Origin of the sequence: Streptomyces sp. P9(2023) (assembly GCF_032436795.1) — a bacterium.
In the GTDB taxonomy this organism is placed as follows: Bacteria; Actinomycetota; Actinomycetes; order Streptomycetales; family Streptomycetaceae; genus Streptomyces.
This window is the reverse complement of sequence record NZ_JAUPWM010000064.1, coordinates 1-14,457: the sequence shown is the minus strand read 5'-3', so window position 1 is coordinate 14,457 and position 14,457 is coordinate 1. Positions and strand designations below refer to the sequence as shown.

12 protein-coding genes are annotated in these 14,457 nt (G+C 71.6%); 7 read left to right on the top strand and 5 right to left on the bottom strand.

Features of this window, described 5'->3' with window-relative positions; genetic code table 11:
* Positions 1-72 precede the first annotated feature (72 nt).
* Both Q5762_RS36210 and Q5762_RS36205 read right to left on the bottom strand, forming a co-directional pair.
* A complete protein-coding gene (locus tag Q5762_RS36210) occupies positions 73-837 on the bottom strand; it encodes a hypothetical protein (protein WP_315896578.1) in 765 nt (254 codons plus the stop codon).
* Between the two features lie 20 nt (positions 838-857).
* Positions 858-1,397 carry a hypothetical protein gene (locus Q5762_RS36205; RefSeq protein WP_315896577.1) on the bottom strand — a complete coding sequence of 180 codons (540 nt, stop codon included), beginning with the start codon at positions 1,395-1,397 and terminating at the stop codon, positions 858-860.
* Positions 1,398-1,605: 208 nt separating this feature from the next.
* Between Q5762_RS36205 and Q5762_RS36200 the strand changes: the two genes are divergently transcribed.
* From Q5762_RS36200 to Q5762_RS36190, 3 genes are all read left to right on the top strand, one after another.
* The gene (locus tag Q5762_RS36200; RefSeq protein WP_315896576.1) at positions 1,606-2,586 is read left to right on the top strand and encodes an SCO0930 family lipoprotein; all 981 of its coding nucleotides are present in this window, start codon (positions 1,606-1,608) and stop codon (positions 2,584-2,586) included.
* Positions 2,587-2,854: 268 nt separating this feature from the next.
* Positions 2,855-3,667, top strand: a complete 813-nt coding sequence (locus Q5762_RS36195) for an SAM-dependent methyltransferase (protein WP_315896575.1) — start codon at positions 2,855-2,857, stop codon at positions 3,665-3,667.
* Positions 3,664-5,871, top strand: coding sequence for an EAL domain-containing protein (locus Q5762_RS36190; RefSeq protein ID WP_315896574.1), 2,208 nt, complete (start codon positions 3,664-3,666; stop codon positions 5,869-5,871). Before Q5762_RS36195 ends, Q5762_RS36190 begins: the two co-directional genes overlap by 4 nt.
* A gap of 168 nt (positions 5,872-6,039) precedes the next feature.
* Here Q5762_RS36190 and Q5762_RS36185 read toward each other — a convergent pair whose 3' ends face one another.
* On the bottom strand, positions 6,040-6,918 hold the full coding sequence (locus Q5762_RS36185) for a LysR substrate-binding domain-containing protein (RefSeq protein ID WP_315896573.1): 879 nt from the start codon (positions 6,916-6,918) through the stop codon (positions 6,040-6,042).
* A gap of 72 nt (positions 6,919-6,990) precedes the next feature.
* Between Q5762_RS36185 and Q5762_RS36180 the strand changes: the two genes are divergently transcribed.
* Genes Q5762_RS36180 through Q5762_RS36170 form a run of 3 tightly spaced genes read left to right on the top strand, consistent with a single transcriptional unit; the run spans position 6,991 to position 10,392 of the window.
* Positions 6,991-7,701 carry a succinate dehydrogenase gene (locus Q5762_RS36180; RefSeq protein ID WP_315896572.1) on the top strand — a complete coding sequence of 237 codons (711 nt, stop codon included), beginning with the start codon at positions 6,991-6,993 and terminating at the stop codon, positions 7,699-7,701.
* A gap of 1 nt (position 7,702) precedes the next feature.
* On the top strand, positions 7,703-9,646 hold the full coding sequence (locus Q5762_RS36175; protein WP_315896571.1) for a fumarate reductase/succinate dehydrogenase flavoprotein subunit: 1,944 nt from the start codon (positions 7,703-7,705) through the stop codon (positions 9,644-9,646).
* On the top strand, positions 9,643-10,392 hold the full coding sequence (locus tag Q5762_RS36170) for a succinate dehydrogenase/fumarate reductase iron-sulfur subunit (protein ID WP_315896570.1): 750 nt from the start codon (positions 9,643-9,645) through the stop codon (positions 10,390-10,392). Before Q5762_RS36175 ends, Q5762_RS36170 begins: the two co-directional genes overlap by 4 nt.
* A gap of 33 nt (positions 10,393-10,425) precedes the next feature.
* On the opposite strand, the gene Q5762_RS36165 is transcribed toward Q5762_RS36170, so the two are convergent.
* Positions 10,426-11,277, bottom strand: coding sequence for a helix-turn-helix domain-containing protein (locus tag Q5762_RS36165; protein ID WP_315896569.1), 852 nt, complete (start codon positions 11,275-11,277; stop codon positions 10,426-10,428).
* Between the two features lie 130 nt (positions 11,278-11,407).
* Here Q5762_RS36165 and Q5762_RS36160 point away from each other — a divergent pair, with 130 nt between their 5' ends.
* Entirely contained in the window at positions 11,408-11,959 is a 552-nt protein-coding gene (locus tag Q5762_RS36160; protein WP_315896568.1) for a YceI family protein, read from the top strand.
* Between the two features lie 33 nt (positions 11,960-11,992).
* On the opposite strand, the gene Q5762_RS36155 is transcribed toward Q5762_RS36160, so the two are convergent.
* The gene (locus Q5762_RS36155; RefSeq protein ID WP_315896567.1) at positions 11,993-14,365 is read right to left on the bottom strand and encodes an excinuclease ABC subunit UvrA; all 2,373 of its coding nucleotides are present in this window, start codon (positions 14,363-14,365) and stop codon (positions 11,993-11,995) included.
* Positions 14,366-14,457 lie beyond the last annotated feature (92 nt).

Below are 14,457 nucleotides of genomic sequence, written 5' to 3'. Positions count from 1 at the left end.
GTTCCACGGAGAGCTCCATACCAAGAGACCCTGCCACACAAGATCAAGTAACGCTGACGGAATCACGAGACACTAGCTGTCCAGGTGCGGGAACAGGTCGGTGAACGGTGTCGCCGTCGCCGAGATCCCGCGCCCGAACGGCGCGTCGAAGTCCCAGATCAGGAAGAGCAGGAAGGCGATGAGCGCGCTGAACAGACCCGCGAGCAGCAGTTCCCGGCCCGTCCGCCGGATCTGCAGGGTGAAGATCAGCCCGACCGTCACCACGGCTCCGGTGATCAGGCCGAACCACACCACCCCCGGCATCGTCGCCCCCGCGCCCTCGCCGCGGGCGCCCCGCGTGTCGTCCACCACGGCCACCTGGTCCACGAGCGGCTGGTACGCCTGCCCCTCGTGGTCGGTGGCCGGCTGGTAGTCGGTCACCGACCGGCGTACCCGCTCCAGCAGCTTGGTGCCCTCGTCGCTGAGTTCCCCGTGCTCGGACATGTAGCGCCACTCCTCGTCGACGACGAACGAGACGTACGCGTCGACATCGGCACGGATCGCGGTCCGTACCTCCGCCGGGTACACCTCGACGCGCGCCGAAATCTCGTGCAGCGCCTGGGCCTCCTGGCGCACGGTCTCCTGGGCCGCGCCGCGCGCCTCCCAGACGCCGGCGATGGCGAGGCCGAGCACGATCGCGTAGATCACGCCGATCATCATCGTCATGTACTCCATGACGTCGGGCGTCTCGCTGGGGTCGTCGTCGTCCGGGACCCGGCGGTTGTTGATGACGACGATGGTGAGGACGACGGCGCAGGCGGCGGCCATCGCGATGGTCAGGACGAGCCATTCGGACATGGTGATTCCTTCGGCGGGGCTCAGCGGGAACGGGGGCGCAGGATCGCGGTCGCGAGCACTGCCGGGGCGGTGAGGAGCAGCATCATCGTCACGGGCGACGTTCCGCCCTCGGGCTGCGGCCGGGCGTGCCGGCGGTAGGCGGGCAGGGCCACGGGGGTGGCGGTCGGCGGCCGGGAGCGCGGCGAGGGTGTCGGGGACGGCGGCGGGGGAGCGGGCACGGGTGCCTCGGGCGCCGGTGCGGGCTTCGGTGGCGCCGGCTTCGGCTCCGGCGGGGCGGGCGGCGGCGGTGGTTCCGCGGGTACGGCGGGGGGCGGCGGGGCGGGCTTCGGCGGCGGCGCGGGTTCCGGCGTGGGCGCCGGACGCGGCGGCCCGGGAGGCCGAGGGGTCGGCGTGGGCGAACAGGCGCCCGGCCCGATGACCGCGACCGAGGTGTTCGAGCCGCCCGGCCCGGTCGTGGCGTAGGCGCAGGCGTCGGCGGCCGCGGGCGCCGGGGCGGCGAGCAGCCACACCAGCGCGGCGACCGCCAGGGGCCGTGCGAGAGGAGATCCGTACAGAGACACGCCGAAGAGCATGATCAGAGTGCGGTCGCACCACGCCGGGAATGGGCGCGGATTCCCCGGAAGGTGGGGATCTCGGGGTGCATCGGTTTGACGATCTACGGAAGTTTCCGCGCCGCCCGTTGAGTACGACGTCGCCGTGGCCCGTATCCAATGCCGGGAAGCGGCCGAGCGGGCCGCGCCAACACGCGACGAGGCTATGGGAGTTGACATGAAGACCTGGGGGAACGCGGCGCTCGCTCTGACGGCGGCGGCCGTGCTCGCACTGACGACGGCGTGCGGTCAGGAGCAGGGCGACGCCACGCTGGGCGGTCAGCCGGCGGGGGCCGCGAACCCGGCCGGCGCACCCGCCGAGAGCGGCTCGGGTTCGGAGGGTTACGCCTCCGGGGGTTACGGCTCCGGATCCGACTCCGACGGCAGCGGCGTGGCCGAACCCGCCGGGCAGTTGGCGGTCTCGGCCACGAAACAGCTCGGCAAGGTGGTCACCGACAGCGAGGGTTTCACCCTCTACCGATTCGACAAGGACTCCTCCTCCCCTCCCAAGGCCACGTGTGTGGACGCCTGCGCCGCCGTCTGGCCCGTGGCCGGTGCCGAGGGCGCCAAACCCCCGGCCGGTGTGGACGCTTCGCTCATCGGCGAGGTGACCCGGCCCGACGGCGGCAGGCAACTGACCATCGGCGGCTGGCCGATGTACCGGTACGCCAAGGACACGGCGCCGGGCGACGTCAACGGGCAGGGTGTCGGCGGCACCTGGTTCGCCGCCGCCCCCGACGGAAAGAAGGCCGCGGCGCCGTCGGGCGAGGGCGCCGCGGAGGCGCCGGAAACGGACGCGGCGGGGCTCTCGGTGCGCAAGGACCCCGAACTCGGTGACATCGTGATCGATTCGCGAGGAATGACGGTCTACCGGTTCAAGAAGGATTCCGCCTGGCCGATGAAGTCGGCCTGTACGGGAGCCTGCCTGGAGAAGTGGCCGGTTGTCGCCCCTGTCGACAAGAACGACATCGAGGGCATCACCAAGAAGGGCTTCGTCACCTTCGACCGTCCCGACGGCATCAAGCAGCAGACGATCGACTGCTGGCCCCTCTACACCTTCGCCGGTGACAAGGCGCCCGGAGACACCAACGGCCAAGGTGTGGGCGGCACCTGGTACGCGGTGTCGCCCGGCGGAAAGCTGGTCGGAGCGCCGAAGTAACTCCCCCGCGCAGCGCTTCCGGCCAGGCCGGCCCGCCGTCACTTCTCGTGTGACGGCGGGCCGGCGCACATCCATATGCACGTGAACGTGCACGCGCCGAAGGCGTGAACTCTGCGTTCTCCGCGCACGTGCCAATGGCGTGTGACCAAGAACGGACCGCGAATTTCCGTTTCCACTCGCTCTCTCGGCGGGCGATCAGTAGCCTCGGCTCGAACACCGGCCGCGAACACATGGCCGTATCCCCCGTGGCGACTTGTTGGAGACATTGATGGAGCGTCCCGCCTGGGCCCCGCCGGGTATCGATATCTCGGTACCGAGCGTGTCCCGTATGTACGACTTCTATCTGGGCGGCTCGCACAATTTCGAGGTGGACCGCGAAGCGGCCCGCAAGGCCATGGAGTTCATGCCGGGACTGCCCAAGATCATGCAGGCGAATCGGGCCTTCATGCGCCGGGCCGTGCGCTTCGCCGTCGACAACGGCGTCACCCAGTTCCTCGACATCGGCTCCGGCATACCGACGTTCGGGAACGTCCACGAGGTCGCCCAGGCCGCCTCCCCCGACGCCCGCGTGGTGTACGTCGACCACGACCCGGTGGCCGTCGCGCACAGCCGCGCCGTCCTGGAGGGCAGGGACCGCTGCGCCGTCGTCGCGGCCGACCTGCGCAAGCCGCGGGAGATCCTGAACAGCCCCGAGGTTCGTGAACTCCTCGACCTGGACAAGCCGGTGGCGCTGTTGCTTGTGGCCGTCCTGCACTTCCTGGAGGACGAGGACGAGCCGGGCAAGGCCGTCGCCGAGCTGATCGACGGCCTCCCGCCCGGCAGCCTGCTCGTGCTCACCCACGCCTCCTACGAGGGCATACCGCTGACCCAGGACGAGGCCGCCGGCACCGTCGGGGTGTACCGCAGCATCCGCAATCCGCTCGTGATGCGCTCGCACGGCGAGATCGGCCGCTTCTTCGAGGGCTGCGAACTCATCGAGCCGGGCCTGGTGTCCATGCCCGACTGGCGGCCCGACAGCCCGGTCGAGGACGAGGACCCGTTCGCCTTCTCGGGCTTCGCAGGTGTGGGGCGCAAGGCGTGAAGGTGCCGGCGCAGCCGTCCGGTTCCGGCGCGGAGCCGGACGGCCTCGAGGACAGACTCAGGCGGTTCGTGACGATCTGGAGCCGGGCCACCTTCCCGGTCACGGCCACCTCGATGACCCGCGCCGAGTTCGAGCAGCGGCTGCTGCCCCTCGCCCGCGAACTGCGCGCCGCGCTCCACGACAGGTCCTTCGACACGGCCCCCGCGCACCGCGCGGGAGCCGCCCTCGTGGGCGTCCACTGCACCGACCCCGACGCGCTCAGCCGCACCCTCGGGGTCATCGACGCGTACCTGGTGCTGTACTGCGGCGAGGAGGAGACCGCCTCCACGGGCGCGGGTTCCGCCGCCGGCCCGCCGACCGTCACCGCCACGGAGGAGCTGCGGGCCCGCTGCGCACGGCTCCAGCACGCCATGGCGGCCGGCTTCGCCCAGGCCCTGCGCGAGCGGACCCGTATGGAGCAGGAGGCCATCGCGCGCTCCGCGCTCAACGCCCGCAGCGCCGCCGAAGTCGCCCTCCACCACACCGAGAGCCGCTTCCGGGCGGTCTTCGACGGGGCGGCGATCGGGATCGGCATAGCCGACCTCGACGGGAACATCCTGGAGGTCAACGAGACCCTCACCCGGATGTTCGGCGGCCTGGAGTCGCACGTCGTCAGCCGCAACGTCAGCGACTGGTCGCACCCCGAGGACGGCCCGCACGTCTGGAAGCTGTACGGCGAGCTGGTACGCGGCGAACGCGAGCACTACCGCGTCGAGAAGCCGTACTACCGGGGCGACGGCACGGTCCTGTGGACCAACCTCACCGTCTCACTGCTGCGCGACGCCGAGGGCGTCCCCCAGTACCAGCTGGCGCTGATGGAGGACACCACCGAACGGCGGCTGCTCAACCTGCGGCTGCGGTACGAGGCGACCCATGACGCGCTCACCGGACTGCCGAACCGGACCCTGTTCTTCGAGCGCCTGGAGAAGGCGCTCGCCCCGGTCGACGGCGGGCGGTTCGGCCTCTGCTACCTCGACCTGGACGGCTTCAAGGCCATCAACGACAGCCTCGGCCACTCGACCGGTGACCGGCTGCTCGTCGAGGTCGCCGACCGGTTGCAGAGCTGCGCCACCGCGCCCGGCGAGATGGTGGCCCGGCTCGGCGGCGACGAGTTCGTCGCCCTGACCACCGGCCCGGACACCGAGCGGGAGGTCGTCGAGCTGGCCAACCGTATGCTCGCCACGCTCACCACCCCCGTCCGGATCGACGGCCGGGAGCTGAGTGTCCGGGGCAGCGTCGGGGTCGTCGAGGGCCCGGCGGGGGAGCGGACCCCGGCCGAGGTGCTGCGCAGCGCCGACATCACCATGTACCGCGCCAAGTCGGCGGGCGGCAACCGCTTCGAGTTCGCCGACGCCGAGGCCGACGCCCGCGCGATCACCCGGCACGGGCTGACCACCGCGCTGCCGGCGGCCCTGGAGCGCGGTGAGTTCTTCATCGAGTACCAGCCGCTGGTGCACCTCGGCGACGGCAGCGTGCACGGCGCGGAAGCGCTCGTACGGTGGTGCCATCCGCAGCACGGGGTGCTCGGGCCCGACCGGTTCATCCCGCTCGCCGAGAACACCGGGCTGATCGTGCCGCTCGGCCGCTGGGTCCTCCAGGAGGCCGTCCGCCAGGCCCGGTTCTGGCAGGCCCGGCACTCCGACGGCGGCCCGCTGCGCATCAACGTCAACCTCTCGCCGACCCAGCTGCACCATCCGCGCCTGGTCGCCGACACGGTCGACGTCCTGGAGCGGTCGGGCCTCGAACCGGGCGCGCTGTGCCTGGAGGTGACGGAGTCGGCGCTGATCGGCGCGGACGACGACCTGCTGAAGCCGCTGCGGCAGCTCGCCGAGATGGGCGTGGACATCGCGCTCGACGACTTCGGCACGGGCTACTCGAACCTGGCGAACCTGCGGCGGCTGCCGGTGAGCGTCCTGAAGCTGGACCGTTCCTTCACACAGGGCATGCAGCGGCATCCCGCGGACCCGGTCGACCTGAAGATCGTGGAGGGCATCGTCTCGCTGGCGCACAGCCTGGAGCTGGCGGTGACGGTGGAGGGCGTGGAGACGGGCGCGCAGGCGCAGCAGCTCCGCGACCTCGGCTGCGACACGGCCCAGGGCTGGTACTACGCCCGCCCGGGCGCCCCGGACCGCATCCACTCCCTGCTCCTGGCGGACGCGGTGTAGTTCGCCCCCCGCCCCGTGTGGGCATGCGCCCCGCCGGGGCGATGCCCACACGGACCGCACGCGGACTCGCAACACCCCGGCCGAACTCGACCACTACGCCGCCGGAATCAGGGCCTTCCTCGCCGCCTACCGCTGACCACCGCGTCTCGCCCTGCCGAGCCGGCCTCGTCAGACCTTGCGGAGCAGGAGCCGCTGCAGCTCCCGTGCGGCGCGCGGTGGCGCCACGTCGCTGCGGTGCGCCAGGGCGATCGTGCGGCGCAGGCCCGGGCGGGCCAGGGCCGTGACCCGGAGGTCGCGGCCCGCCCGGGCCGCGACCATCGCCGGGACGACCGCCATCCCCAGACCCGCCCGTACGAACCCGAGCACCGCATCCATCTCGCCGCCCTCCACCGTGAACGACGGCTCGAAGCCCTCCGCCCGGCACGCCGCCACCGTCAGCTCCCGCAGGTCGTAGCCGTGCCGGAACATCACAAGCGGCTGGTCGCGGAGGTCCGCGATCCGCACCGGGCGGGCCGGCGCCGGGGCCGCCGCGCTGGACACCACCACCAGGTCCTCCCGCAGCAGCTCGACCGTCGTCAGCGCCGGGGACGGGGTCGGCAGCGGCAGCACCACCAGCGCCAGATCGAGCGCGCCACGGGCCAGCTTCCGTACGAGATCGTGCGAGCCGCCCTCCTCGATGAGCAGCCGGATCCCCGGGTGTAGATCGTGGAAGGCGCGCAGCACGTCCGGCAGCAGACCCGTGCACAGACTCGGCGTCGCGCCGAGCCGCACCCGCCCCCGCTTCAGCTGCACCAGCTCCTGCACCTCGTGCCGCGCCGTGTCCGTGTCCGCGAGGATCCGCCGGGCCAGCGGCAGCAGCGCCTCGCCCGCGTCGGTCAGCGCGATGTTCCCCCGCGCCCGGCTGAACAGCTCCGCCCCCAGCTCCGACTCCAACGCCCTGATCTGCTGCGAGAGCGAGGGCTGGGAGACGTGCACCCGCTCGGCCGCGCGCGTGAAGTGCCGGGTCTCGGCCACGGCCACGAAGTAGAGAAGCTGCTGGAACTGCATAGGCTCAGCCTATCGAGATGAGCCGGACCATGTCTTGGACCTCTCGGGCCCTCCGGCCCTAGCGTCTGATGCATGGCTCTGGCAACGAAGACGGCACCGCCGCCGCCCACCCGCCCCCGCGGCTTCTGGTCCTCGACCATCGGCAAGAAGACCGTCATGGCCGTCAGCGGTCTCCTCATGCTCGGCTACCTCGTGGCCCACGTCATGGGCAACCTCAAGGTCTTCTTCGGCCCCGAGGAGTTCAACGCCTACGGCCACTGGCTGCGCACCATGGGCGCCCCCGTCCTGCACTATTCCTGGGCCCTCTGGCTGGTCCGGATCGTGCTGCTCGCCGCCGTGATCGGCCACGCCGTCTCCGCGTACCAGCTCAGCAGGCGCGACATCAAAGCCCGCCCGACCGGCTACGTCCACCGCCGCAAGGGGTCCTCGTACGCCACCCGCACCATGCGCTGGGGCGGGATCATCATGGCCCTCTTCATCGTCTGGCACGTCCTGGACCTGACCACCGGCACCGTCCACACCGGCGGATTCCAGGAGGGCCGGCCGTACGAGAACGTCGTGGACACCTTCTCCACCTGGTACGGCAACGCCATCTACATCGTCGCCATGGTCGCCGTCGGCCTGCACGTCCGCCACGGCTTCTGGAGCGCCGCCCAGACCCTCGGCGTCGGCAACGCCCGTCGCGAGCGGCTCCTCAAGATCCTCGCCAACGGCCTCGCGCTCGTCCTGACCGTGGGCTTCGTCTCCGTACCCGTCGCCGTCATGACCGGAGTGGTGAGCTGACATGAGCTTCCTCGACTACACGACCGGCGAGCCGGTCGTCGACCACAAGGCCCCGGCCGGACCCATCGCCGAACGCTGGGACACCCGCCGCTTCCAGGCGAAGCTGGTCAACCCCGCCAACCGGCGCAAGCACACCGTGATCGTCGTCGGCACCGGACTCGCGGGCGGCTCGGCCGGCGCGACTCTCGCCGAACAGGGCTACCACGTCGTCCAGTTCTGCTACCAGGACTCCCCGCGCCGCGCCCACTCGATCGCCGCCCAGGGCGGCATCAACGCCGCCAAGAACTACCGCAACGACGGCGACTCCGTCCACCGCCTCTTCTACGACACCGTCAAGGGCGGCGACTTCCGCGCCCGCGAGTCCAACGTCCACCGCCTGGCGCAGATTTCGGTCGAGATCATCGACCAGTGCGTCGCCCAGGGCGTGCCCTTCGCCCGCGAGTACGGCGGCCTGCTCGACACCCGCTCCTTCGGCGGCGTCCAGGTGTCCAGGACGTTCTACGCCCGCGGCCAGACAGGGCAGCAGCTCCTCCTCGGCGCGTACCAGGCGCTCTCCCGGCAGATCGCCGCCGGCAACGTCGAGATGCACGCCCGCACCGAGATGCTCGACCTGATCGTGGTCGACGGGCGGGCCCGGGGCATCGTCGCGCGCGACCTGATCACCGGAGCGATCTCCACGCACTACGCGGACGCCGTCGTCCTCGCCAGCGGCGGCTACGGCAACGTCTTCTATCTGTCGACGAACGCGATGAACTCCAACGCCACCGCCGTCTGGCGGGCCCACCGGCGCGGCGCGTACTTCGCCAACCCCTGCTTCACCCAGATCCACCCCACCTGCATCCCGCGCACCGGCGACCACCAGTCCAAGCTGACCCTGATGAGCGAGTCGCTGCGCAACGACGGCCGTATCTGGGTCCCCAAGGCGAAGGGCGACACCCGCCCGGCCGCCGAGATCCCCGAGGACGAGCGCGACTACTACCTGGAGCGGATCTACCCGTCCTTCGGCAACCTCGTCCCGCGCGACATCGCCTCCCGCGCCGCGAAGAACGTCTGCGACGAGGGGCGCGGCGTCGGGCCGGGCGGCCAGGGTGTGTACCTCGACTTCGCCGACGCGATCCGGCGGATGGGCCGCAAGGCGGTCGAGGAGAAGTACGGCAACCTCTTCGACATGTACGAGCGGATCACCGCGGAGAACCCGTACGAGGTCCCGATGCGGATCTACCCGGCCGTGCACTACACGATGGGCGGACTCTGGGTCGACTACGACCTCCAGACCACCGTGCCGGGCCTGTTCGCGATCGGCGAGGCCAACTTCTCCGACCACGGCGCCAACCGGCTCGGCGCGTCCGCGCTGATGCAGGGCCTCGCCGACGGCTACTTCGTCCTGCCGGCGACGATCAACGACTACCTGGCCAGGCATCCGTCCGACACGCCGGTCACCGACGAACACCCCGCCGTGCGCGAGGTGTTGGCGGAGACCGAGGACCGGCTGAATCTGCTGCTCGCGGTCGACGGCGACCGGACCCCGGACTCCTTCCACCGCGAACTCGGCGAACTGATGTGGGAGTTCTGCGGCATGGCTCGTACGGCCGAGGGTCTGCGCAAGGCGCTCGACCGCATCCCGCAGATCCGCGAGGAGTTCTGGCGCCGGATCAAGGTTCCGGGCACGGGCGAGGAGTTCAACCAGTCGCTCGAGAAGGCCAACCGGATCGTCGACTACCTCGAACTCGCCGAGCTGATGTGCCTCGACGCGCTCGACCGCGCCGAGTCCTGCGGCGGGCACTTCCGCGAGGAGTCACAGACCCCGGACGGCGAGGCCGCGCGCCGCGACGAGGAGTTCTCGTACGCGGCGGCCTGGGAGTTCAACGAGGGCGCCGCCCCCGTCCTGCACAAGGAAGACCTCGTCTTCGAGTACGTCCATCCCACCCAGCGGAGCTACGCATGAGGCTCAACCTGCGCGTCTGGCGGCAGAAGAACGCCGACGCCCCCGGCGCCATGGCCACCTACGAGGTGGACGGCATCTCCTCCGACATGTCGTTCCTGGAGATGCTCGACACGCTCAACGAGGAGCTCATCCTGCGCGGTGAGGACCCGGTCGCCTTCGACCACGACTGCCGCGAGGGCATCTGCGGCGCGTGCAGCCTGGTCATCAACGGCGACGCGCACGGCCCCGAGCGCACCACCACCTGCCAGCTCCACATGCGGTCGTTCGTCGACGGCGACACCATCGACATCGAGCCCTGGCGGGCCTCCGCCTTCCCGGTGGTCAAGGACCTGGTCGTCGACCGCACGGCCTTCGACCGCATCATCCAGGCCGGCGGCTACATCAGCGCCCCCACCGGCTCGGCCCCCGAGGCCCATGCCACCCCGGTGCCGAAGGCCGATGCCGACTTCGCGTTCGAGCACGCCGAGTGCATCGGCTGCGGCGCGTGCGTGGCGGCCTGCCCGAACGGCTCGGCGATGCTCTTCACCTCGGCGAAGGTCAACCACCTGAACGTGCTGCCCCAGGGCTCCCCGGAGCGCGAGACCCGGGTCCTGGACATGGTCGGACAGATGGACGCCGAGGGCTTCGGCGGCTGCACCCTCACGGGGGAGTGCGCGACGGCCTGCCCGAAGGGGATCCCGCTGCCGTCGATCGCCGCGATGAACAAGGAGTGGCTGCGGGCGACGCGCAAGTCCTCCCGGCGGTAGCCGCGGCCTCCTGGTGCCCTTCGTCTGCCGGGTTCAGCCGCCGACCGCGCGCAGGGTGCCCGGCCGGCGGCCCACGAGCCGGTCCAGGGCGGCGGAGGACGCCTCGTCGGCGGGCAGCCGCACCACCAGCTGCTGCCCGTCGGCCTCCGCCAGCTCCAGCACCTCGTACGCGAGCCGCAGCTCGCCGGCCTCCGGGTGTACCAGCCGTTCCACGCCCGAGCGCTCCGGCAGGACACCGGACGCCGTGAGCCGGTCGGAGAAGGCCGCGCCCGCGGTGATCGTCAGCTCCCGCGCCAGTTCCGCCATCGCGGGGTCGGAGCCGGTGATGCCGAAGTACAGCCCCGCCACCTGCTGGTCGGCGACCCGGTCCCAGTCCGGGTAGACCTCGCGGGCCCGCGGATCGGTGAAGACGTAGCGCGGCAGGCTCGGCGGATCGCCGTCGAGCAGCCCGACCGGTCGGGCGATCCGCGCGTAGCCGTCGCTGTACGCGACGATCTCGCCCAGTACGTTCGTCACCGCGGCCGGGGTCGCCCCCAGCCGGTCGAGCAGCGCCCGCACCGTGGACCGCACCTCGCGGGCCGGCGCGGGCGCCATCGCGCACAGGTGGTGGTCCTGGGTCTTCATCAGCCGCCGCATGTGGACCCGGGCGTCGAGCGGCAGCCGCAGCGCGTCGCTCAGCGCGCCGAGGACCTGGGCCGAGGGGTTGCGGTCCCGGCCCTGCTCCAGGCGGGTCAGGTACTCGACGCTGATCCCGGCGAGCATCGCCAGCTCCGACCGCCGCAGCCCCGGGGTCCGGCGGCGCATCCCTGCGGGCAGCCCGGCCTCGGCAGGGGTCAGGGCCTCGCGGCGGGCGCGCAGGAAGGCCCCCAGTTCGTTGTCGCTCACCCGACGATCGTACGAGGACGGGAGGGGGCGAGGGTGGCCCTGTCACTACCAGGCTCGGCACTACCCGGCTTCGTACTACCCGCCTCGGTGCGGCCTTCCTCGCTCCCGGGCGGGGCCCCAGGGTGGAGCCATGACCACTGAACCGCAGACCCACCCGACCGCCCTGCCGCTGACCGCGGGCCGCTGGGACTTCGACCCGATGCACTCCGCCGTCGGCTTCACCGTCCGTCACCTCGGCATCTCCAAGGTGCGCGGCCGCTTCAACGACCTGACCGCCGAGCTCGTCGTCGGCGAGACCCTGGCCGACTCCTCGATCACCGCGACCGTCGCGCTCGCCTCGATCGACACCGGCAACACGGACCGCGACGCGCATGTGCGGGCCGCGGACCTGCTCGACGTCGAGAAGCGTCCGACGATGACGTTCCGCTCGACCCGGATCGGCGGCGCGGGCGAGGCGTGGACCCTGGCGGGCGACCTCACCATCGGGGACGTGACCCGTCCGATCACCTTCGACGTCGAGTTCGGCGGCGTCGTGGACGTGCCGGTGGACGGCAGCCGGCACGCGGGCTTCGACGCGACCGGCGAGTTCCGCCGCAGCGACTTCGGGCTCGACTTCGCGCCCGGGTTCCTCGGTGACGTGATCAAGGTCAGCCTGGAGGTCCAGTTCGTCGAGCCCAAGTAGCCCTGGGCCGACGGGCATTCGGCCCCCGCGCGGTCAGCCGTCGAGCCGGGCCGCGAGATACCGCGCGGTCCGGCTCGCCGGCGCCCCGGCCACCATCCGCGGCGGCCCTTCGGCGACGATCCGGCCGCCCTCCTCGCCGCCGCCCGGCCCGAGGTCGATCACCCAGTCCGCCGTCGCCACCACGTCCATGTCGTGCTCGACCACGACCACCGAGTGGCCCGCGTCGACCAGGCCGTGGAGCTGCCGCATCAGGACCTCCACGTCCGCCGGGTGGAGCCCGGTCGTCGGCTCGTCCAGGACGTAGAGGGTGTGGGCCCGGCGCGGGCGCTGGAGCTCCGAGGCCAGCTTGATGCGCTGGGCCTCGCCGCCGGACAGTTCGGTCGCCGGCTGGCCGAGCCGCAGATAGCCGAGGCCGACGTCGAGCAGCGTGCGCAGACTCCGGGCGGCGGCCGGGGTGTCGGCGAAGAACTCGGCCGCCGACTCGACGGTCAGGTCGAGCACCTCGGCGATGGTGAGCCCGCGCAGCCGGACCTCCAGCGTCTCCGGGTTGTAGCGGGCGCCCCGGCAGTCCGGGCAGGGCGCGTACGTACTCGGCAGGAAGAGCAGCTCGACCGAGACGAAGCCCTCGCCCTGACAGGTCTCGCACCGCCCACCGGTCACGTTGAACGAGAACCGCCCCGCCTTGTAACCGCGGGCCCGCGCCTCGTCGGTGTCCGTGAACAGCTTCCGTACGACGTCGAAGAGGCCCGTGTACGTCGCCAGGTTGGAGCGAGGCGTCCGGCCGATCGGCCTCTGATCGACCGTCACAAGCCGCTCCACGCCTTCCAGTTCCTCGCCCAGTTCACCGACGAGCGTGGACTTGCCCGAACCCGAGACCCCGGTCACCGCCGTGAGGACGCCGGTCGGGAACTCCGCCTCGACGGCCCGGAGGTTGTGCCGGGTGACCGGCCCGACGCGCAGCCGGCCCGTGGGCGGGCGGACCGCCCGCTCGGGCGCCGGCGCGCGGTCGAAGAGGAAGCGGCGGGTCGCCGACTCCGCCACGCCCGCCAGTTCGGCCGTCGGACCGCTGTGCAGGACCCGGCCGCCGTGCACCCCCGCCCGGGGGCCGACGTCCACGATCCAGTCGGCGTGCCGGATCACGTCGAGATGGTGCTCGACCACGAACACCGTGTTGCCGGCCGCCTTGAGCCGGTCCAGGACCACCAGCAGCGCCTCGGTGTCGGCCGGATGCAGACCGGCGGACGGCTCGTCGAGGACGTACACGACGCCGAAGAGACCGGAACGCAACTGGGTGGCGAGCCGCAGCCGTTGGAGTTCGCCGTTGGACAGGGTCGGTGTGGCGCGGTCCAGGCTGAGGTAACCGAGCCCGAGTTCGGTCACCGTGCCGATCCGGGCGAGCAGGTCCTCGGTCAGCACGCGCGCGGTCTCGGAGTCGTGGTGCCCGGCCAGGACCGCGGCCAGGTCCGTCAGCGGAACGGCCGCCAGCTCGGCGATCGTCCGGCCCGCGAACGTCACCGCGAGCGCCTCCGGGCGCAGCCTTCCGCCGCCGCAGACCGGACAGGGCGCGCTGGTCAGAAAACGTTCCGCCTTCGCCCGCAGCGTGGCGCTCTTGGAGTCCGAGAAGGTGTGCATCACATAGCGGCGTGCGCTCATGTACGTGCCCTGGTACGGGCGTTGGATGCGCCCCGCCTCCCGTACCGGATGGACCGTGACGACCGGCTGCTCGTCCGTGAAGAGGATCCACTCCCGGTCCTTCGCGGGCAGCTCCCGCCAGGGCCGGTCGACGTCGTGGCCGAGCGCGTCGAGGACGTCACGGAGGTTCTTGCCCTGCCAGGCCCCGGGCCAGGCGGCGATCGCCCCGTCCCGGATCGACAACTCCGGGTCCGGTACGAGAAGTTCCTCGCTGGTCTCGTGCACCCGCCCGAGGCCGTGGCACTCGGGGCAGGCCCCGGCGGCGGTGTTCGGCGAGAACGCGTCGGAGTCCAGCCGCGGCGCCCCCGCCGGATACGTACCGGCGCGGGAGAACAGCATGCGCAGCGAGTTGGAGAGCGTCGTGACCGTGCCGACCGACGAGCGGGCGCCCGGCGAGGAACGTCGCTGTTCGAGCGAGACCGCGGGCGGGAGCCCGGTGATCTCGCCGACCTTCGGCGCCCCCACCTGGTGGATCAGACGCCGCGCGTAGGGCGCGACCGACTCGAAGTAGCGGCGCTGCGCCTCCGCGTAGATCGTCCCGAAGGCGAGCGAGGACTTGCCGGAGCCGGACACCCCGGTGAAGACGGCGATCGCGTCGCGCGGAATGTCCACGTCGACACCGTTGAGATTGTGCTCGCGGGCGCCACGGACGCGTACGTACGGATCGTGACCGTGACCGTGATCGGGGGAGGGGCTTGGCGAACTGTCGGGCATGGCTCGATTCTAGGTGTTTTCCCTGGTCTTGTGTCCTGAACATGAAAGGGAGTTGGTGTAGGGCAACTTCTGGAAGTGATGCTGTGTGGAAG